The organism is Scleromatobacter humisilvae, from assembly GCF_023231945.1.
GTDB lineage: Bacteria > Pseudomonadota > Gammaproteobacteria > Burkholderiales > Burkholderiaceae_C > Scleromatobacter > Scleromatobacter humisilvae.
Map to the genome: position 1 here is coordinate 62,841 of NZ_JAJLJH010000011.1, position 20,783 is coordinate 83,623.

General features: G+C 67.6%; 16 protein-coding genes. All 16 read right to left on the reverse strand.

Annotated elements, in window-relative coordinates; genetic code table 11:
- Nucleotides 1-59: 59 nt before the first annotated feature.
- Entirely contained in the window at nt 60-1,136 is a 1,077-nt protein-coding gene (locus tag LPC04_RS24915) for an MlaA family lipoprotein (protein ID WP_275685021.1), read from the reverse strand.
- Nucleotides 1,133-1,678 (reverse strand): outer membrane lipid asymmetry maintenance protein MlaD, encoded by a 546-nt coding sequence (mlaD, locus tag LPC04_RS24920; protein WP_275685022.1) that lies wholly within the window; start codon nt 1,676-1,678, stop codon nt 1,133-1,135. Before mlaD ends, LPC04_RS24915 begins: the two co-directional genes overlap by 4 nt.
- Before the next feature lie 30 nt (nt 1,679-1,708).
- Nucleotides 1,709-2,491, reverse strand: a complete 783-nt coding sequence (mlaE, locus tag LPC04_RS24925; RefSeq protein ID WP_275685023.1) for a lipid asymmetry maintenance ABC transporter permease subunit MlaE — start codon at nt 2,489-2,491, stop codon at nt 1,709-1,711.
- Entirely contained in the window at nt 2,488-3,297 is an 810-nt protein-coding gene (locus LPC04_RS24930) for an ABC transporter ATP-binding protein (protein ID WP_275685024.1), read from the reverse strand. Before LPC04_RS24930 ends, mlaE begins: the two co-directional genes overlap by 4 nt.
- Nucleotides 3,298-3,580: 283 nt before the next feature.
- Nucleotides 3,581-5,047 carry a glutamate synthase subunit beta gene (locus tag LPC04_RS24935; protein ID WP_275685025.1) on the reverse strand — a complete coding sequence of 489 codons (1,467 nt, stop codon included), beginning with the start codon at nt 5,045-5,047 and terminating at the stop codon, nt 3,581-3,583.
- 29 nt (nt 5,048-5,076) lie between these two features.
- A complete protein-coding gene (locus tag LPC04_RS24940; protein ID WP_420854767.1) occupies nt 5,077-9,828 on the reverse strand; it encodes a glutamate synthase-related protein in 4,752 nt (1,583 codons plus the stop codon).
- Between the two features lie 314 nt (nt 9,829-10,142).
- Nucleotides 10,143-10,847, reverse strand: coding sequence for a transposase (locus LPC04_RS24945; protein ID WP_275685026.1), 705 nt, complete (start codon nt 10,845-10,847; stop codon nt 10,143-10,145).
- A 65-nt stretch (nt 10,848-10,912) separates the two neighbouring features.
- Nucleotides 10,913-12,100: a deoxyguanosinetriphosphate triphosphohydrolase gene (locus tag LPC04_RS24950; protein WP_275685027.1), complete on the reverse strand. Its 1,188-nt coding sequence runs from the start codon at nt 12,098-12,100 to the stop codon at nt 10,913-10,915.
- Between the two features lie 14 nt (nt 12,101-12,114).
- Nucleotides 12,115-13,254 carry a 3-dehydroquinate synthase gene (gene aroB, locus LPC04_RS24955; protein WP_275685028.1) on the reverse strand — a complete coding sequence of 380 codons (1,140 nt, stop codon included), beginning with the start codon at nt 13,252-13,254 and terminating at the stop codon, nt 12,115-12,117.
- Nucleotides 13,255-13,260: 6 nt separating this feature from the next.
- Nucleotides 13,261-13,818 (reverse strand): shikimate kinase, encoded by a 558-nt coding sequence (locus tag LPC04_RS24960; RefSeq protein WP_275685029.1) that lies wholly within the window; start codon nt 13,816-13,818, stop codon nt 13,261-13,263.
- Complete coding sequence (locus tag LPC04_RS24965; protein WP_275685030.1) at nt 13,815-15,530, reverse strand: hypothetical protein; 1,716 nt, start codon at nt 15,528-15,530, stop codon at nt 13,815-13,817. The genes LPC04_RS24960 and LPC04_RS24965 overlap by 4 nt, the downstream gene beginning before the upstream one ends.
- Nucleotides 15,531-15,548: 18 nt before the next feature.
- Nucleotides 15,549-17,708 (reverse strand): type IV pilus secretin PilQ, encoded by a 2,160-nt coding sequence (locus LPC04_RS24970; protein ID WP_420854768.1) that lies wholly within the window; start codon nt 17,706-17,708, stop codon nt 15,549-15,551.
- Entirely contained in the window at nt 17,705-18,238 is a 534-nt protein-coding gene (locus tag LPC04_RS24975) for a pilus assembly protein PilP (protein WP_275685032.1), read from the reverse strand. The genes LPC04_RS24970 and LPC04_RS24975 overlap by 4 nt, the downstream gene beginning before the upstream one ends.
- Nucleotides 18,235-18,921 carry a type IV pilus inner membrane component PilO gene (locus LPC04_RS24980; RefSeq protein ID WP_420854769.1) on the reverse strand — a complete coding sequence of 229 codons (687 nt, stop codon included), beginning with the start codon at nt 18,919-18,921 and terminating at the stop codon, nt 18,235-18,237. The genes LPC04_RS24975 and LPC04_RS24980 overlap by 4 nt, the downstream gene beginning before the upstream one ends.
- A 2-nt stretch (nt 18,922-18,923) precedes the next feature.
- Complete coding sequence (locus tag LPC04_RS24985) at nt 18,924-19,574, reverse strand: PilN domain-containing protein (protein ID WP_275685034.1); 651 nt, start codon at nt 19,572-19,574, stop codon at nt 18,924-18,926.
- Entirely contained in the window at nt 19,571-20,608 is a 1,038-nt protein-coding gene (locus LPC04_RS24990; RefSeq protein ID WP_275685035.1) for a pilus assembly protein PilM, read from the reverse strand. The genes LPC04_RS24985 and LPC04_RS24990 overlap by 4 nt, the downstream gene beginning before the upstream one ends.
- Nucleotides 20,609-20,783: the final 175 nt, after the last annotated feature.

Sequence of the window (20,783 nt, forward strand, 5' to 3'; positions counted from 1 at the left end):
CATGCAAAGAAACGTACGACGCGGCGACGCCCAGCCATTGTCGCCTGTCGCGCGAGGCCTCATGCGCGCGGCGCGGACGCCGGCGGCGGCGGGGTCGGCACCGGGCCGACCTGCGGCACCGGCAAGGTGGGTGCCGACGCCGGCATCGGCGCGGGCGTGACGCCGCCGGGCACGGGCTGCGACGGCTGCGGCGCGGGCACCGGCTGCGGTTGCGACGGCGGGGTGGCCGGCGACGCGGCGACGGCCGTGGCCACGCGCTGGTCGGGCGTCACGGCCGAAGATTGCGCGCCCGACGCGGCAGGCGACGGCGGCAGCACGGGCTTCGTGCCGCTCTGCGCGCCGCTCGCGGCATCGGCGGGCGACGGCGCCGACTTCGAGCTGTCCGAGGCGTCGTCGTAGTCCGGCAGGTCGGGCGGATTGCCGTCGTAGACCAGGCTGCGGCGGCGCGTGATGTAGGCGTCGCGCATGAAGGTGTAGCGGTCGAACGCCAGGTCGTCCAGCATCTGGCTCGCGCCCAGCAGGCCGGCCCGGGTGTCGATCACGCCGACGGTGTCGACGGCCACGCCCTGCCAGAACTTGGGCACCAGCAGCGCCGGCGAGACGTAGGTGTCGGCGGGCAGCGCGACGGCGTCGCGAATGTCGGACGAGCCGAACAGCGGCAGCACCAGGTACGGGCCCGGCTCCATGCCCCAGTGGCCCAGCGTCAGGCCCAGGTCCTCGGGCTTGCGCTCGAAGCCCAGCTTGGTGGCCGGATCGAAGATGCCGGCGATGCCGATCGTCGTGTTCGTCAGCACGCGCAGCGTCATCGTGCCGGCGTCGCCAGGCTTGCCCTGCAGCAGCTGGTTGACGGCCGACCAGGCGTCCGAGAAGTTGCCGAAGAAGTTGTGGATGCCGGTGCGCACCGGCGACGGGATGACCGCGTTGTAGGCCTTGGCGACCGGCTTGAGCGCGTACTCGTCGAGCGTGTCGTTGAAGGCGAAGATCTTGCGATTGACCGTCTCGTACGGGTCCTTCGGGCCGGCGGTGTGCCGGTCCTGGTGATCCACGCCGCCGGTCGTCGCACAGCCGGCGACCGCCGCGAGAGCGAGCGCGGCGACGCCGCGCGACAGGGCGCGAGCCAGGGCGATGTTGGTCATTTCTTGGATCCCGAAGTCGCCGCTGACGCGGCCGGAGCAGGAGCAAGCGACGCGCCAGGGGCGGGCGCCGGGTTGCTCGAAGAGCCGGCGTCGGCCGCCTTGTTGAAGATCAGCTGGCCGATCAGGTTCTCCAGCACCACCGCGGATTGCGTCTGCTTGATCAGGTCGCCGTTGGCCAGGTTCTTGTCGTCGGAGCCGGGCTCGATGCCTATGTACTGGTCGCCCAGCAGGCCGGCGGTCAGGATCTTGGCCGACGAGTCGACCGGGAACTGCACGCCCTCGTTGATCTTCATGATCACCAGGCCCTGGTAGGTGTTCTTGTCGAGCGTGATCGAGGTCACCTGGCCGACGGACACGCCGGCGCTGCGCACCGGCGCATTCTTCTTCAGGCCGCCGATGTTGTCGAAGCGGGCGCGGACGGTGTAGGTCTTCGCGGCGCTGAAGCTGGCGAGGTTCGCCGCCTTCAACGCCAGGAATGCCAGGGCGATGATGCCCAGCAAGACGAAAACTCCCACCAGGGTCTCTGTGCTTTTCTTTGCCATGTCAGATCCGATTCAAACCCTTGACGCCATTCAGGACGTCGAAAACATCATCGCCGTGAGGATGAAGTCCATCGCCAGCACGGCCAGCGAGGAGAACACCACGGTGCGCGTCGTTGCATAGGCCACGCCCTCGGGCGTCGCCTGTGTCTCATAGCCCTGGTACAGGGCGACTCCGGTGCAGATCACGCCGAACACGAAGGACTTCACGATGCCGTTGCCCACGTCGCGCGTGATGTCGACCTTCGACTGCATGATCGACCAGAAGTTGGCCGGGTCCACGCCGATCAGCTGCACCGCGATGAGCCAGGCGCCGAGGATACCGATTGCCGAATAGAGGATGGCCAGGATGGGCATCGACACGATGCCGGCCAGGAAGCGCGGCGCCAGCACGCGGCTGCGCGGGTCGACCGCCATCAGCTCCATCGCCGACAGCTGCTCGCCCGCCTTCATCAGGCCGATCTCGGCGGTCAGCGCGGTGCCGGCGCGGCCCGCGAACAGCAGCGCGGTGACGACCGGCCCGAGCTCGCGCACCAGCGACAGGTTGACGACCAGCCCCAGCGATTCGGCGGCGCCGAACGGCACCAGCGCGTAATACATCTGCAGCGCGAGCACGCAGCCGACGGCGAAACCGGAAGCCAGGATGATGGTCAGCGAGCGGTAGCCGATCGCGTAGATCTGGTCGACCACCAGGCCGAAGCGCCGCAGGGAGCCCGGCGTGAAGCGCGCCAGGTCGACGGAGAAGTAGGCCGCATGGCCCAGCGCGGCGAACGCGCGCAGCGTGGCCTGGCCGAGGGAGTTGACGAAGCCGATCATTGCGGCAGCCCCAGCGCTTCGGCGAACGGCGGCGCCGGGTAGTGGAACTTGATCGGACCGTCGGGTTCGCCGCGGATGAACTGGCGCACCTGCGGATCGGTGGATTCGTTCAATTCCTCGGGCTTGCCCTGCGCGACCACGATGCCGCCCGGCATCATCAGGTAGGCGTAGTCGGCGATCGCGAAGCACTCCTGCACGTCGTGCGAGACCATCAGCGACGTGGCGCCGGTGGTGTCGTTCAAGCGGCGGATCAGGTTGGCCGTCACGCCCATCGAGATCGGGTCGAGCCCGGCGAAGGGCTCGTCGTACATGATGACCTCGGGGTCGAGCGCCACCGCGCGCGCGAGCGCGATGCGGCGCGCCATGCCGCCGGAGACTTCGGCGATGCGCAGTTGCGCCGCGCCGCGCAGGCCCACCGCGTTGAGCTTCATCAGCACGATGTCGCGGATCATCGATTCGCTCAGATCCATGTGCTCGCGCAGCGGGAAGGCGACGTTCTCGTAGACGCTCAGGTCGGTGAACAGCGCGCCGAACTGGAACAGCATGCCGAGACGGCGGCGGATCGCGTAGAGCTGGTCGCGATTGCGCGTGTCGACCTCCTGGCCGTCGAACATCACGCGGCCCTTCTGTGGCCGGTAGACGCCGCCGATCAGGCGCAGCAGCGTCGTCTTGCCGCAACCCGACCCGCCGAGAATGGCCGTGACCTTGCCTCGCGCGAATTGCATCGACACGTCGTTCAGGATCGTGCGGCTCGCGTCGTAGCCGAACGTGACGTGGTCGATCTGGATGAAGGTATCGGAGTTCAAGCCGGGATCCGGCCGCCGAGGCGGCGTTCAGGTGGAGGAATCGGGGCGCCAGCTTCGCTGCCCGGACCTTTCTGGATCCTGTCCGGACGAGCGAGCATCAGGGCTTTCCCGCTGCCGCATTGTGTGCGAACTCGGCCACGTGCGTCGGGTACCCCCATTGGAAACCCCTAAAAGCCTGCCTAGGCAACGATTTGCGTGGCATCCACGCAACGAGCCACCATGTGAACATGCTGCCGTCACCAACGCGGGCGCCGAAGCGCCCGCTCACATCGCCGGGCGCGGCTCAGCGCGGCAGCGTCGTGCAGCCCATCAGCGCGAGATCGATCGCGCGCGCGGCCTGGCGGCCTTCGCGGATCGCCCACACGACCAGCGACTGCCCGCGCCGAACGTCCCCGGCGGCCCAGACCTTGTCGACGCTGGTCTTGTAGCCGGTCTTCTCGTCGACGCCGGCCTTGGCGTTGCCGCGCGCGTCGGCATCGACGCCGAACGACTGCAGCAGCTGCGACATCGGGTTGGTGAACCCCATCGCGAGCAGCACGAGGTCGGCCGGCCACACCTTCTCGCTGCCGGCGACCTCGCTCAGCTTGCCGTCCCTGAACTCGATCTGCACGGTCTTCAGCGCGGTGAGCTTGCCCTTCTCGCCGACGAACTCCTTGGTCGCGATCGCGAACTCGCGCGAGCAGCCCTCGTCGTGCGACGACGAGGTGCGCAGCTTGGTCGGCCAGTACGGCCACACGAGCGGCTTGTTCTCCTGCTCGGGCGGCATCGGCATCAGCTCGAACTGGGTGACGCTCTTCGCGCCGTGGCGGTTGCTGGTGCCCACGCAGTCGCTGCCGGTGTCTCCGCCGCCGATCACGATGACGTTCTTGCCGGTGGCCAGCGTCTGGCCCTTCAGCTTGTCGCCGGCGTTGACCTTGTTCTGCTGCGGCAGGAACTCCATCGCGTAGTGCACGCCGTCGAGGTCACGCCCCGGCACCGGCAGGTCGCGCGAGACTTCCGAGCCCGCGGCCAGCAGCACGGCGTCGAACTCCGACTTCAGCTGCTCCGCGCTCACCGTCTCCTTGGCGTGGTTGGTGATCTTCGAGCCCTTGGGCCACTCGCCGACGACCACGCCGGTGCGGAACGTGACGCCCTCGGCCTCCATCTGCGCGACGCGGCGGTCGATGTGCGTCTTCTCCATCTTGAAGTCGGGGATGCCGTAGCGCAGCAGGCCGCCGATGCGGTCGTTCTTCTCGAACACCGTGACGTCATGGCCGGCGCGCGCGAGCTGCTGCGCGGCGGCCAGGCCCGCGGGACCGGAGCCGACCACCGCGACCTTGCGGCCCGTGCGCAGCGCGGCCTTCTGCGGCACGATCCAGCCCTCTTCCCACGCACGGTCTGCGATCGCGTGCTCGATGGACTTGATGCCCACCGGGTCGTCATTGACGTTCAACACGCACGCCGCTTCGCACGGCGCCGGGCAGATGCGGCCGGTGAACTCGGGGAAGTTGTTGGTCGAGTGCAGCACCGTCGCCGCGTTCTTCCACTGGTTCGTGTAGACCAGGTCGTTGAAGTCCGGAATGATGTTGTTGACCGGGCAGCCGCTGTTGCAGAACGGCGTGCCGCAGTCCATGCAGCGCGCCGCCTGCACCTTGGCGTCGTCCACCTTCAGGCCGATGACGAATTCCTTGTGGTGCTTCAGGCGCGTCTGCACGGGCGCGTAGCCCTCCTCGAGGCGCTCGTACTCCATGAAGCCGGTGACTTTTCCCATGATCTGTTCCTCGTCGTTCTGGTGCTGGCTTACTTGGCGGGGACGCTGACGTCCTGGCCGCTCCGCGCCTTGGCGATCGTCGCGCCGGCCTCGTTCTTCGCGTGGATCTCGCCCAGCGCGCGCTTGTACTCGTTCGGGAACACCTTGACGAAGCGGGCGCGCGAGTCCGCCCAGTGGTCGAGGATCTCGCGCGCGCGCAGGCTGCCGGTCCACTTGTGGTGCGCCTCGATCATCTGGCGCAGCAAGGTCTCGTCGGCCTCGCCGCGATGCCAGATCGAACGCTCGACGGACTTGGCCTGCTCGTCGGCCGTGACGATCTTCTCCAGGCTCACCATGGCCGTGTTGCAGCGCTCGGCGAACTTGCCGTCCTCGTCGTAGACATAGGCCACGCCGCCGGACATGCCGGCCGCGAAGTTGCGGCCCGTCTTGCCCAGGACGACCACCGTGCCGCCGGTCATGTACTCGCAGCCGTGGTCGCCGGTGCCTTCGACGACCGCCGACGCGCCCGACAGCCGCACCGCGAAGCGCTCGCCCGCGACGCCGCGGAAATAGGCCTCGCCGCTCGTCGCGCCGTAGAGCGCGGTGTTGCCGGCGATGATGTTCTTCGTGGCGTCGCCGCGGAACTCGATCGACGGCCGGATCACCACGCGGCCGCCGGACAGGCCCTTGCCGGTGTAGTCGTTGGAGTCGCCGATCAGGTACAGCGTGATGCCCTGCGCGAGGAACGCGCCGAAGCTCTGGCCGCCGGTGCCTTCCATCTGGATGAACAGCGTGTGATCGGGCAGGCCTTCCGGCCGCGTGCGGATCAGCTCGCCCGACAGCATCGCGCCGACCGAGCGGTTCAGGTTGCGCGCGTCCTCCATGAACTGCACCTTCTCGCCGCGCTCGATGGCCGGGCGCGAGCGCTCGATCAGCTTGCGGTCGAGGGCCTTGTCGAGGCCGTGGTCCTGCACGTCGTTGTGCAGGCGCGAGACGCTGGCCGGCATCGCGGGCTGGTGGAACACCTTCGAGAAATCGAGTCCGCAGGCCTTCCAGTGCGCGATGCCCTTGCGGGTATCGAGGAACTCGCTGCGGCCGATCAGGTCGTCGAACTTGCGGATGCCCAGCTGCGCCATGATCTGGCGCGCTTCCTCGGCGATGAAGAAGAAGAAGTTGACGACGTGCTCGGGGCGGCCCGCGAACTTCTTGCGCAGCACCGGATCCTGCGTGGCCACGCCCACCGGGCAGGTGTTGAGGTGGCACTTGCGCATCATGATGCAGCCCTCGACGACCAGCGGCGCGGTCGCGAAGCCGAACTCGTCGGCGCCCAGCAAGGCGCCGATCACGACGTCGCGGCCCGTCTTCATCTGGCCGTCGGCCTGCACGCGCACGCGGCCGCGCAGCTGGTTGAGCACCAGCGTCTGCTGCGTCTCGGCCAGACCGAGTTCCCACGGCGTGCCCGCGTGCTTGATCGACGACCACGGCGACGCGCCGGTGCCGCCGTCGTGCCCGGCGATGACCAGGTGGTCGGCCTTGCACTTCGTGACGCCCGCGGCGATCGTGCCCACGCCCACTTCGGACACGAGCTTGACGCTGATGTCGGCGCGCGGGTTGGCGTTCTTCAGGTCGTGGATCAGCTGCGCCAGATCCTCGATCGAGTAGATGTCGTGGTGCGGCGGCGGCGAGATCAGGCCGACGCCCGGCACCGAGTAGCGCAGCTTGCCGATGTACTCGGACACCTTGCCGCCCGGCAACTGGCCGCCCTCGCCCGGCTTCGCGCCCTGGGCCATCTTGATCTGGATCTGGTCGGCCGAGACGAGGTACTCGGTCGTGACGCCGAAGCGGCCCGACGCGACCTGCTTGATCTTCGAGCGCAGGCTGTCGCCGGCATTGAGTTCGAAGTCGGCCACCATGACGCCGTCGCCCAGCACGTCCGACACCTTGGTGCCCTGCGTGATCGGGATGCCCTTGAGCTCGTTGCGATAGCGCGCCGGATCCTCGCCGCCCTCGCCCGTGTTGCTCTTGCCGCCGATGCGGTTCATCGCGATGGCCAGCGTCGAGTGCGCCTCGGTGGAGATCGAGCCCAGCGACATCGCCCCCGTCGCGAAGCGCTTGACGATCTCGGCCGCGGGCTCGACTTCTTCCAGCGGGATCGCCTTGCTCGGGTCGATCTTGAACTCGAACAGGCCGCGCAGCGTCATGTGGCGCTTGCTCTGGTCGTTGATGATCTGCGCGTATTCCTTGTACGTGTCGAACTTGTTGGAGCGCGCGCTGTGCTGCAGCTTGGCGATCGCGTCAGGCGTCCACATGTGCTCCTCGCCGCGCGTGCGCCAGGCGTATTCGCCGCCGGCGTCCAGCATCTCGGCCAGCAGCGGATCGTCGCCGAAGGCCGCGCGGTGCATGCGCAGCGCCTCTTCCGCGATCTCGAACACGCCGATGCCGCCGACCTGCGACGCGGTGCCCCGGAAGTACTTGCCGACCACGCCGGTGTCCAGACCGATGGCCTCGAACAGCTGCGCCCCGCAGTACGACATGTACGTGCTGACGCCCATCTTCGACATGATCTTGGACAGGCCCTTGCCGACCGCCTTGATGTAGTTGTAGACGGCCTTGTCCGCAGAAAGGTCGCCCGGCAGGTCGGCATGCAGCGAGCCCAGCGTCTCGAGTGCGAGGTACGGATGCACCGCTTCCGCGCCGTAGCCGGCGAGCACCGCGAAGTGATGCACCTCGCGCGCCGAGCCGGTCTCGACGACCAGCCCGGCCGTCGTCCGCAGCCCCTCGCGCACGAGATGCTGGTGGATCGCCGACAGCGCCAGCAGCGCCGGGATCGCCACCAGGTCCTTGCCGACGCGGCGGTCGGTGATGATCAGGATGTTGTGGCCGCCACGGATCGCGTCGACGGCCTCGGCGCACAGCGACGCCAGCTTCGCCTCGACACCTTCGCGGCCCCAGCTGGTCGGATAGACGATGTCGATCTCGTGCGGCTTGAACTTGCCGAACGTGTGCTTCTCGATGGCGCGCAGGCGGGCCATGTCGTCGAAGTCCAGCACCGGCTGCGAGACCTCGAGACGCATCTGCGGGTTGACCGCGTTGATGTCCAGCAGGTTGGGCTTCGGGCCGATGAACGAGTTCAGCGACATCACGATCGCCTCGCGGATCGGATCGATCGGCGGGTTCGTCACCTGCGCGAACAGCTGCTTGAAATAGTTGTACAGCGGCTTGTTCTTGTCGCTGAGCACGGCCAGCGGCGAGTCGTTGCCCATCGAGCCGGTGCCTTCCTCGCCGAGGACGGCCATCGGGCTCAGCAGGAACTTGACGTCTTCCTGCGTGTAGCCGAAGGCCTGCTGGCGATCGAGCAGCGTGCCGGCTTCCTCCTCGAGCGCGGGCGCGGCCAGCACCGGGATCTCGTCGAGCTTGACGCGCACGTTGTCGATCCACTGGCGGTACGGCTTGGCCGACGCGAACTGGTTCTTCAGCTCCTCGTCGTCGACGATGCGGCCCTGCTCGAAGTCGATCAGGAACATCTTGCCCGGCTGCAGGCGCCACTTCTTGATGATGCGGTTCTGCGGGATGTCGAGCACGCCCGACTCCGACGCCATCACGACGAGGTCGTCGTCGGTGACGATGTAGCGCGCCGGACGCAGGCCGTTGCGGTCGAGCGTGGCGCCGATCTGCTTGCCGTCGGTGAACACCATCGCGGCCGGGCCGTCCCACGGCTCCATCATCGCGGCGTGGTACTCGTAGAACGCGCGGCGGCGCAGGTCCATCACCGCGTGCTGCTCCCACGCCTCGGGAATCATCATCATCGCCGCGTGCGCCAGCGGGTAGCCGGCCATCGTCAGCAGTTCGAGCGTGTTGTCGAACGTGGCGGTGTCGGACTGGCCCTCGAAGCTGATCGGGTAGAGCTTGCGCAGGTCGTCGGCCAGCACCGGCGACTTCATCACGCCCTCGCGAGCCCGCATCCAGTTGAAGTTGCCCTTGACGGTGTTGATCTCGCCGTTGTGCGCCACCATCCGGTACGGGTGGGCCAGCGGCCACTCGGGGAAGGTGTTGGTGGAGAAGCGCTGGTGCACCAGCGCGAGCGCCGAGACCACGCGCGGGTCGGCCAGGTCCTTGTAATACTTGCCCACCTGGTCGGCGAGCAGCAGGCCCTTGTAGATGATGGTGCGGCAGCTCATGCTGGGCACGTAGTACTCGCGGCTGTGCGTCAGCTTGAGCGCCTGGATCGCGGCCGAGGCGGTCTTGCGGATCACGTACAGCTTGCGCTCGAGCGAGTCCGGCACGATGACGTCGGCGCCGCGGCCGATGAAGATCTGGCGCAGCACTGGCTCCTTGGCCCGCACCGTCGGCGACATCGGCATCTCGCGGTCGACCGGCACGTCGCGCCAGCCCAGCAGCACCTGGCCTTCGGCCTTCACGGCGCGCTCGAGCTCCTGCTCGCAGGCGAGGCGCGACGCGTGCTCCTTCGGCAGGAAGATCTGGCCGACACCATATTCGCCGGGCGGCGGCAGCTCGATGCCGACGGCGGCCATCTCGGCGCGGAAGTATTCGTCGGGGATCTGGATCAGGATGCCCGCGCCGTCGCCCATCAGCTTGTCGGCGCCGACCGCGCCGCGATGGTCGAGGTTCTCGAGGATCTTCAGGCCTTGCGTGACGATCGCGTGGGCGCGCTGACCCTTGATGTGCGCCACGAAGCCGACGCCGCAGGCATCGTGCTCGTTCGAGGCGTCGTACAGGCCGCCCGCGGCCGCGGCGGCGATGTCGGTCATCGAGGTGGGTTGCCCCTGGTCTGCCGTGCTCATGGCGATTCCTTTTCAGCGCTGGAAAACCCGAAGACTAAAGCAGCACTCTCGCAGGGGCAAATCCATTAAACAGGGGTCGGTGTCATTTAGCTACGATGCATTGTCATGGTGCGCTCTTAATTGGGGTCATAGTCAGTTTGACAGGCTGAATGGCTGAAAAGCGCACCACGGTGGTGATTTTGAAGCTGGTTCGCCTCGTTGACAGAATTTTGATCGTGGCGCCGCCGCGTCGCCCGGTGCGGCGAGCGGCGCTGGAAAAGTGAATTGGTCGGATATCGACCCGGGGCGTCGAGCCTGCCGGACGACGCGGCCGATCAGGGGGCGGGATCGCCGACGCGGCGCGGGCGTCCGCGCGGGCGCGGCACGATCTCGCGTCCCAATTGCGTCGCGAGTCGACGCTGCCCCTCGACACCGGCGATCGGCCATCCCCGGCGCGTCGCCTGCGAGATTGCCTGCGCCTCGCGCTGGCTGACGCCCTCGTCGAGGAAGTTGCGGAACGCCCCTTCGCGCTCGAACGGCGTGTTGCCCAGCGCCCAGTAGCGGGCATGGTCGACGATCAGGGGATCGCGCCGCCGCCCCAGGTGGTGGGCGCAGCTCGACCAGGCGTAGTCCGAGGCGTCGGCCACCAAGCCGCTGCGCTGGGCGTGGCTGTCGATGTAGCGCATGCAGGGCAGCAGCGAATCATCGGGGTCGACCAGCGCGGCGCGGAAGCGCCCTTCCCACAGCGTGCCGGAGCGGCCGTGGCGGCGGTTGAAGGCCGCGACGTAGCGGCGGCCGAGCGACTGCATCATCGTGCTGAGGCCATCGGCACTGTCGCGCGGCGTGGCCAGCAGGTGCACGTGGTTGGACATCAGCACGTAGGCGTGGATGTCGACCCGCGCCACCAGGCTGGCCTCGCGCAGGTGCGCGCACCAGGCCTGGCGATCCTCGTCGTCGACGAAGATGGGCTGGCGGTTGTTGCCGATCTGCATCAGGTGATGCGGCAGTCCGGGCAGCGACAAGCGGGTGAGGCGGGCCATGGCACCAGTTTAGCTGACCCCCATTGTTCCGGCGCCTTCTGGCGAACCCGGATTTCAGGGGCCGCTCAGGTCGGCGCCCGCCCCAGCGACGACCAGGTGCCGAACAGCACCTCGCCGGTCAGCCGCTGGTGCTCCTTCAATGCGAAGCGGTCGGTCATGCCGGCGATGTAGTCGGCCACCGCGCGCGGCCGATCGACGGCGTGCTGGAACTCGTCGCTCATCTCGGACGGACGATCGAGGTAGATTGCGAACAGCGCGCGCACGACCTCGCGCGCCCGGTCGGTGGTGGACGTGACGGCCGGGTGGCGATACAGGTTGGCGAACAGGAAGCGCTTGAGCTCGCTGCTCTCGTGCCGCATCGTCGCGCCGAAGCGCATCAGCAGCGGCAGCTCGCGCACGGCCTGCGGGCTCGCGGGCGCCGCTGCATCGATCGCGGCCTGGCTGGTGTCGATCAGGTCGTAGATCATCTGCGACAGCATCCGTCGCAGCGTCTCGTGCACGAGGCGGCGCGCGGGCAGCGCGTGCAGTCGCGGGTGCGCGTCCAGCGCCTCCGCACGCAAGCGCGCGTACAACGGCACGTCGTCGAGCTGCGCCGGATCGAGCAGGCCGGAGCGCACGCCGTCGTCGACGTCGTGGCAGTTGTAGGCGATCTCGTCGGCCAGGTTGGTCAGCTGCGCCTCCAGGCCCGGCTGCAGGCCGGCGACGAAGCGGTGGCCGACGCCACCCGGCTCGATCTCCTCGAGCACCCGCGCCTGCGCCAGCGTGACGCGCTTGAGGATGCCCTCGCGCGTCTCCAGCGTCAGGTTGAGGCCGTCGAACTCCGGATAGCGCAGCTCGAGCTCGTCGACCACGCGCAGGCTCTGCAGGTTGTGCTCGAAGCCGCCATGGTCGTGCATGCAGTCGTCCAGCGCGTCCTGCCCAGCGTGGCCAAACGGCGTGTGGCCGAGGTCGTGCGCGAGCGCGATCGCCTCGACGAGGTCCTCGTCGAGGCCCATCGTGCGCGCCACCGAACGCCCGAGCTGCGCGACCTCCAGCGAATGCGTCAGCCGCGTGCGGAACAGGTCGCCCTCGTGGTTCAGGAAGACCTGCGTCTTGTAGACGAGGCGGCGGAACGCGGTCGAATGGACGATGCGGTCGCGGTCGCGCTGGAACTCGGTGCGCGTCGGCGCGGCGGGTTCGGATCGGCGGCGACCGCGCGACGTCGCGGGATCGCTGGCATACGGGGGGCGTTCGACGAGCGGGCTGGAGATCACGTCGGACGGCGCCTTCAGGCGGCGGTCAGCGCCGCGATGACGTCGACGACCGCGGCCTCGGGCGCCGTTCGCACCGTGGCATGGCCTTCGCCGGTCAGCAGCACGAAGCGGATGTCGCCGCCCTGGGCCTTCTTGTCGACCCGCATCAGCTCGAGGTAGCGCCCGGGCGCCAGGCTCGCGGGCCCGCGCACGGGCAGGCCCGCGCGCGCGACCAGCGATTCGATGCGGCGCGCGAACGCCTCGTCAACCAGCCCCAGTCGCGCGGACAACGCCGCCGCCATCACCATGCCGCAGCCGACGCCCTCGCCATGCAGCCACGCGCCGTAACCCATGCCCGCCTCGATCGCGTGGCCGAAGGTGTGGCCGAAGTTGAGGATCTCGCGCAGGCCGGCTTCCTTCTCGTCGGCACCGACGACACGGGCCTTGATCTCGCAGCAGCGCTTGACCGCATGCGCGAGCGCCGCGCGATCGCGCGCGCGCAGGGCGTCGATGTGGCGCTCGAGCCATCCAAGGAAGTCGATGTCGATGCTGGCGCCGTACTTGATCACCTCGGCCAGGCCCGCAGACATCTCGCGATCGGGGAGCGTGTCCAGCACCGCGAGGTCGCACACGACCTGGCGCGGCTGGTAGAACGCGCCGATCATGTTCTTGCCGAGCGGGTGGTTGACCGCCGTCTTGCCGCCGACGGAGGAGTCGACCTGCGCCAGCAGCGTCGTGGGCACCTGCACGAATGGCACGCCGCGCATGTAGCAGGCGGCCGCGAAGCCGGTCATGTCGCCGACGACGCCCCCGCCCAGCGCATACAGCACCGTGCGCCGATCGGCCTCCTGGCCCAGCAGCTCGTCGAAGATCAGGTTGAGGTTCGCCAGGTCCTTGTGGACCTCGCCGTCGGGCAGCGCCAGCGTGCGCACGCGCGTGAAGTGCGGCGACAGCGCCTGGGCGAGTGTCGCGGCATAGAGCGGCTCGACCGTCGTGTTGGTGACGACCAGCGCCACCGACTTGCGGTTGGCCTGGGGCGCCCAGGTCGCGGGATCGGCGAGCAGGCCCGCGCCGATGAGGATCGGATAGCTGCGATCGCCCAGCGCGATCTGCACCACGGTCGGGGCCATCGGCGCGGCTTGGCGGCGGTCAGGAGTGTCGGTCAGGGTCGTCATCGACCCCTATTCTGCGTCCTGCCGCGATCCCGCGCTCATGTCGAGCTGCATCGAGATCAGGTTGACCAGCATCGTCGCCGATTTGTGGGCGGTGTCGACGACGATGTCGGCCACCTCGCGATAGATCGGATCGCGCACCGCGTACAGGTCGCGCAGGCGCTGGCGCGGATCGGCGACCTGCAGCAGCGGCCGTTGGGTGTCGCGGCTGAGACGCCGCGCGAGATCCTCGGGCTGCGTGTGCAGGTAGACGACCGTCGCCCGCGCCTTCATCGCGTCGCGGTTGGCTGGGCGCAGCACGCTGCCGCCGCCCGTCGCGACGATGCGTGCCTGCCCGGACGCCAGCGTCTCGGCGATCACGCGTTGCTCGATATCGCGAAATGCCGCCTCGCCCTCGCGGTCGAAGTACTCGCGGATCGAGCAGCCCAGGAAGCGCTCGATCTCGTGATCAGAGTCCAGAAACGCCAACTGGCGCAAGCGCGCCAGTTGTCGCCCGATCGTGGATTTTCCACAACCGGGCATGCCGATCAGCGCGACCGAGGCGCGCTGTCGTGCTTCCAGGTTCAAGGCTGCGCTTGGCAGAGCACCCCGGAGCGGTGAGTATTCGGATCGGTGACCGTGACAGTGAGCACGTGCGTCGCCGCCACACCCGGTGCAGAGGTAAGGTTGTACGGGCTGTTCTTGAACGGCAGGTCGCCCGCGCTCGGCGCCGCATCGACAAGCGCCGCCGGGTAAGGCAGGTTGCCCGACGTCGACGCCTTGCCCTCGGTGCCGGAGACCAGGGCGCTGAACGTCAACGTGAAGTCGTCCCAGCCAGCCACGTTCTGGCCATACTGCAGGTTGAAGTAGGCCAGGCCGAACGAATCGGTGGTGTCGCTGCCGACGGACTGCGGGGTGATCGCTGCATCGGCGGCGTAGGGCTCGATCTTCCCGGAGTTGTTCTGGTCTTCCTTTTGGCCGTTGGAATAGGTCTCCAGCACGGCGTTGCGGTTGATGTCCTCGTTGTCGCAGACGTTGACGGTGTTCAAGCCCCAGGACGTACCAAACGGCACCCAGTTGCCGCGATAGTAGCGCGGCAGGTCGACGGAACCGGTGACCAGCACGCCCTTGATCGGCTGACCGACCGAGTCGACGACCTGCACCGTGTAGGGGGCGTTGTAGACCAGCTTGTTGTCGTCCGGCGTGATCTTGCCGTTGGTGAAGATCGAGATGCTGACGCCGTTCTGCGCCACGGTGACGTTCGCCGTCGCGGCGTTCGGGCAGGTGCCGGCTGCGAAGTCGGTCTCGCTCCAGCAGGCACGGATCGTCAGCTGCTGGTTGCCGCTGCCACGGGCGCCCGGCGTGTAGGTCGTCTGCGCCACGCCGTTGGCGTCGGTGTAGACGTAGCCCCCGCTCGAAGTGAGCGCGCCGCCGATGCCGTTGGGATCGCCATTCAGATCGAAGCGCACGCGGACGTACTGGATCGGGCTGTTGCCGGCGCCCAGGAACAGGCCACGCACGTTCACGGAGTTGACGGTCGAGCCGGCCGTGTTGACCGCGACGGTGGCCGGATTGGCGGCCACGGAGGCGGACGTGACGGTCCCCGTCGCGGCGCTCGTCGTACCGGACGAGGTCGTGATGGGCGTGTCGGTCGTCACGCCCGCGGCCGTGGCGCTGATGTCCACCGAGGCGGTCGACGGCACCGTGTAGCTGTAGGTGTAGGCGCCGTTCGCGTCGGTGACGCCGTTCGTCGTCGTCCCGCTCATCGTGATGACGATCGGCTCGTTGGCGATGCTCACGTTGTTCTTGTCGGCGAGTGCGTACTGCACGGTCGCGGTCTGGCCGGGCGTGGCGGAGCCGGCCGTGGCCTGCAACTGCGCGCCGGTGACGGCGACATGGATCGTCTTGGAGATGCTGCCCGACGTCACCACCACATCGATGGTGCGGTCGGACTTGTCGCTGCCGATGCTCAGCGTGCCGGTCACCACGCCGGTGCCGGTGGCCGTCGTGGTGCCGCTGGCGCTCACGATGGCGTTGCGATCGGGCGTGATGGTCACGGGGATGTTGCCCACCGCGTTACGCGAGGAGTCGACGGCGGTGACCGTGATGGTCGCCGTATCGGCGCCGGTATCGGCGATGGACGACTTGTCGACGGAGACGACCAGGTCGGAGGCCGTGGGCGGCGGCGTCGTGCCCGTGCTCTTGGTGGGGCCGCCGCCGGCGCTGCAAGCACCCAGCAGCGCCGTGGCTGCCAGCGCGATTGCGGTCGTCTTCGAATTCGTCTTACCCTGGAATTTCATGGTCGGGACTCTCAATGCTCAATGCGCTGCCGTGCGATCGGTGATGATGCGCGGCGTGATGAAGATCAGCAGCTCGGTGCGCGTCACCAGCTTCGACGTGTTCTTGAACAGATTGCCCAGGAACGGGATGTCGCCCAGGAACGGAACCTTGTCCGTCACGTTCTGCTCGTTCTGCTGGAACAGGCCGCCCAGCACCACGGTGCCGCCATTCTCCACTAGGGCCGTGGTCTTCACGTGCTTGGTGTCGATCGCGAATCCGGCGCTCGTGCTCCGGCCGACGCTGTCCTTGTTGACGTCGACGTCGAGGATCACGTTGCCCTCCGGCGTGATCTGCGGCGTGACCTGCAGGCGGATCTGCGCCTTCTGGAACGACACCGAAGTCGCGCCGCTGGACGTCGCCTGCTGGTAGGGCAGTTCCTCGCCGGCTTCGACGACGGCCTGCACCTGGTCGGCCGTGATGACGCGCGGGCTGGAGATGATGCGTCCCGTGCCGTCTTCCTCGAGCGCCGACAGTTCGAGGTTCAGGAAGCGGCTGGCGCTGGCGCTGAACAACGACAGGGCGAACGAGGCCGCCGTCGCGGTGCTGCTGACCACGCCGGCCGGCGCCGGGAAGTTGACGAACTGCCCGTCGGTCAGCGGGAAGGTGGTGGCCACGGTCTGCCCGGTCTCGGTGGCGACGGCGTTGTAGTTGCCGCCCACGCCCACGTACTGGCTGCCGCCGACGTGGAACGCGTTCGAGGTCGTGCCCAGCTTGACACCCAGCGCGCGACCGAAGTTGTCGCTGGCCTCGACGATGCGGGCCTCGATCATCACCTGGCGCTGCGCGACGTCGATGCGCGCGATCAACGCCTGGATCTCCTCGAGCTTGGCCGGGATGTCGGTGACGAACAGCTGGTTGGTGCGCGATTCCGCAATCACGGAGCCGCGAATCGACAGCATCCGCGTACCGCCGCTCGCACCGGCACCGGTCAGGCCGTTGGCCACTTCGATCGCCTTCGTGTAATTCAGCTGGAAGGCCTGCATGTGCATCGGCTCCAGGTCGGCGATCTTCTTCTTCGCCTCGAGGTCGACCTGCTCCTTCGCCGCCAGCTCGTCCTTCGGGGCGATGAGCAGCACGTTGCCTGAGCGACGCTTGTCCAGGCCCTTGCTCTGCAGAATGATGTCGAGCGCCTGATCCCAGGGCACGTCCTTCAGCCGAAGCGTGACGGTGCCGGTGACGGAGTCGCTGGTGACGACGTTGAAGTCGCTGAAGTCGGCAATGATCTGCAGCAGCGCGCGGATCTCGATGCTCTGGAAGTTCAGCGACAGGCGCTGGCCCGTGTAGCCCTGGCCCGGAACCAGCTTGTTCGGGTCGTTCTTGGCAGGCCGCACCTCGAGCACGAACTGGTTGTCGGTCTGGTAGGCACTGTGCTCCCAGGCACCGGTCGGCGTGACGACCATGTGCACGTGGTCGCCCGCTTGCGTGGTGGTGACCGTCTGCACCGGGGTGCCGAAGTCGCTCACGTCCAGGCGGCGGCGCAGGCGGTCCGGCGCGGAGGAGCGCAGGAAATCGACGACCAGGTCCTTGCCCTGCTGCTTCAGGTCGACGCCCACTTGCGTGCTGGCCAGGTTGACGACGATGCGGCCAGCGCCGTCCGCGCCGCGGCGGAAATCGATGTCGCGCAGGGGGAGGACGTCGGCGTTCTGGCTGTTGGCGAAGTGCGTGTCGGACGACGTGGTCGTCGTCGTGGTCGTGGTGGTCGACGTGCTGGCCGCGGCAGGCGCGGCACCGGTGTCGAGCGAGATCAGCAGCGAATTGCCCTGGATCTCGGCGCGGTAGCTCGAAGGCACCTTCAGGTTGAGGACGAGGCGCGTGCGGTCACCGGAGCTGGCCACGCTCACCGAGCGGACGTTGCCCTGGTTGACCTCGATGCTCGACTTGCCCGACGAGTTCGTCACGCCAGGCAGGTCGATCGCGACGCGCGGAGGCGCCTGCACGACGAAGCCCGCCGGCACCGCCTTCAGCGGCTCGCTCAGCTCGACGCGAACCACGTCCGTGCCGCCCTGCTGCAATCCCGTGACCGACGTGATCCTGGGCTCCGCCCACGACGCCATCGGAAACGCCAATCCCAACGCCAAAACGAGCGCTGCTCCCGCGGTCCAACTCCGCATAGTCCGATTCTCCTGACTGCTGTTCATCGCGCCTTCTCCTGAATCTGGAGGGTGCTGGTGCGCTCTATCCATTCACCCGTGGGGTCTTGCACGGTTTCCCGCAAGGTAATCTGTGAGTCCGTGATGGCGGTGATCTGGCCGTAGTTCTGTCCGATCCAGTCACCGACCTTCACGTCGTGAAGGCGGCTCTCCACCATGATCAGCGCGTGCGCCTTGCCGCCCTGCTGGAGGGAACCGACCATGGACATGCTGTCGAGCGGATACGACTCCAGCTCCTGCGTCGCATGTGCCTTGGCCGCGGCCAGCAACGCGCTTCCCTTGCCGTTGGTCGGGCCGCCCACCGGAATGAGCTTCTGCGTGCCGAACGGCTCGACGCCGGTCACGCCGAGGTAGGCCTGCGGGTCGAACTTCTTCGGCGGGAAGATCGGAGCGATGCTCGGCTTGATTTCCTTGTGCTGCTGTTCCATCCACTGGATCAGCTCGTCGTTGTCGGCGGTGCACGCACCGAGCGCGGACAACATCAGCGCACCCGCCGTGATGCAGAGTAGACGGTTCATTTCTTGTCCTTGCCCGGGCCCGCCGCCTTGCGGGCCTCGACGACTTCCGTCGGATCCAGGTAGCGATAGGTGCGCGCCAGCGCTTCCATCGACAGGCCGCCCCCGGTCGACTTCGGATCGGGGCTGATCGAGAGGTTGTGCAGGGTCACGATGCGCGACAACGCCGCGATGTCGGCCGCGAAGGCGCCGATGTCGTGGAAACGCCCGGTCACACGGATCGCGATCGGGAGCTCGGCGTAGTACTCCTTGGTCTCGGTCTGGCCCGGAATGAACTGGTCGATCACCAAGCCCCGGCCGACGCCGGCCTGGTTGATGTCGGTCAGCAGGGCGTCCATCTCGGCCTTGCCCGGCAACTGCTTCTCGAGCTGCGTGACGTAGGTCTGAACCTCTTCCTTCTGCTTCTTGAGCGCGTCGAGGTTGATGGCCTGCGCCAGCTTGGTCTTGTATTCGGCCTTGAGCGTGGGCTCCTTGTCGCGCGCCGCCTGCAGGTCGTCGGCCTGGGAGCTCAGCCCCAGGAACCATCCCGCGACGACCACGATGATGGTCACGCCCGTCCACACGGTCAGGCGCGGCAGGAACGGCCACTGGCCCGGCTGGTTGGGGTTCAGATCCCGGAACTGCCCGAGTCCGCCCCGCATTGCGGCGAGGAAATCCGCGCCTCGGTCTTTTGCCTGAGTAGCCATGCTTACCTCGTCGCCGTCGAAGCGGCCGAAGCCGCGGCGGCCACACCGGATGCCGCCCCGGCGACGCCGCTGGCAGCCGATCCCGGCGCGGGCGGACGCTTCAGCGTCACGCCCATGATGAATGCGAACATCCGGCGCTGGTCGCGGCTTCCCGCCACCTGCATCGTCTGCGCGCGGATCTCGACCAGCTGCGGCTTCTCGAGCCACGGCGAATTGCTGGCCGTGTTGCGCAGGAATTCGGAGATGCGTTCGTTGGTCTGGGCCACGCCGGTGATCGCCACCTGCTGGCCGCCCTGCTTGACGCTCGTCAGGTACACGCCCTCGGGCGTCTGCTTGACGAGTTCGTTGAGCAGGTAGACTGGCATGTTGCGGTCGGCCTGCAGGTCCTCGACGGCCTTCTGGCGCGCCTTCAGGGCCTCGATCTCGGTCTTCAGCGTCGCGACGTCGGCGATCTGCGCGTCGAGGCGCTTGATCTCGCTCGAGAGGAACTGGTTGTGTTCTTCCTGCGTGTTGATCTGCGAATTGACGATGGTGTACCAGCCGCCCACGATCGCCGCACCCACCACGACGGCCATGCCGATGCCGGCGAAGAACGCCTGTTTGCGTTGCTGGCGCCGCGCTTCGCGGTGCGGCAACAGGTTGATCAGAATCACTGCACGAACCTCCGCATCGCCAGCCCGCAAGCGGTCAGGTACGACGGCGCTTCGCGCCGCAGCTTGCCTTCACGCACGGCGCTTCCCAATTTCATGTTTTCGAACGGATTGACGACGCGGCAAGCGAAGCCGGTGACTTCCTTGACCCGCTCACGCAAGCCCGACAGCGACGCGGTGCCGCCGGCCAGCATCACATAGTCGACCTTGTGGTGCGGCGTGCTGGTGAAGAAGTACTGCAGCGCGCGCCCGATCTCGTGGGCCAGGCTGTCGACAAAGGGCATCAGCAGCGTGGATTCGAAGTCCTCGGGCAGGTCGCCCGCGAGCTTCTTCTGTTCGGCTTCCTCGAACGAGAAGCCGTACTGGCGCGAGATCAGCTGCGTGAGCTGCGCGCCGCCAAAGGTCTGGTCGCGGTCGTAGAGCATCTCATCGCCGCGCAGCACCTTCAGGCCGGCGGTGTCGGCGCCAATCTCGAACAGCGCGACCAGCATGTCCTTGCCCTGCTCGGGCAGGCTGGAGATGACGCGGCCCATGGCCAGGCGCGACGCGTGGGACTCGATGTCGAGCACGACGGGCTTCAGGCCGGCCGCCTCGGCCAGGCCCTGGCGATCCTGCACGCGATCCTTGCGCGACGCGGCGATCAGGACGTCGACGTCGCCGACCGAGGTCGCGCTCGGGCCGATGACGCAGAAGTCGAGGCTCACCTCGTCCAGCGAGAACGGGATGTACTGATGAGCTTCGGACTCGACCTGGATCTCCATTTCGGTCTCGCGGAGACCGGCGGGCAGTACGATGCGCTTGGTGATGACGGCCGACTGCGGCATCGCCATGACCACGTCACGCGTCTTGGCGCCGCTCTTGGCGACCAGGCGGCGCACGGCGTCGGCCACTTCCTCGAATTTCTCGATCTGGCCGTCGGCGATCCAGCCCTTCTCGAACGGCTCGCTCGCGAAACGCTCGAGTACCAAGTCCCCGGAAGGGGTCTGACCCAGCTCCACCAGCTTGGCGCTGGACGAGCTGACATCCAGTCCGATCATCGGTGGATGCTTGCGACCGAAAATGCTATCGAGAATTGACACGAGTGCATGCTCCGACAGCGCTCGAATGCGAGCGCCGGGTTGATATTTGCGGCAATCCTATCAGCAAGAACGACAGGAAAACAAAGTTAGTGTGCGGGAATGCCCGCCTTTTCCGGGCATTTGGTCACCATAA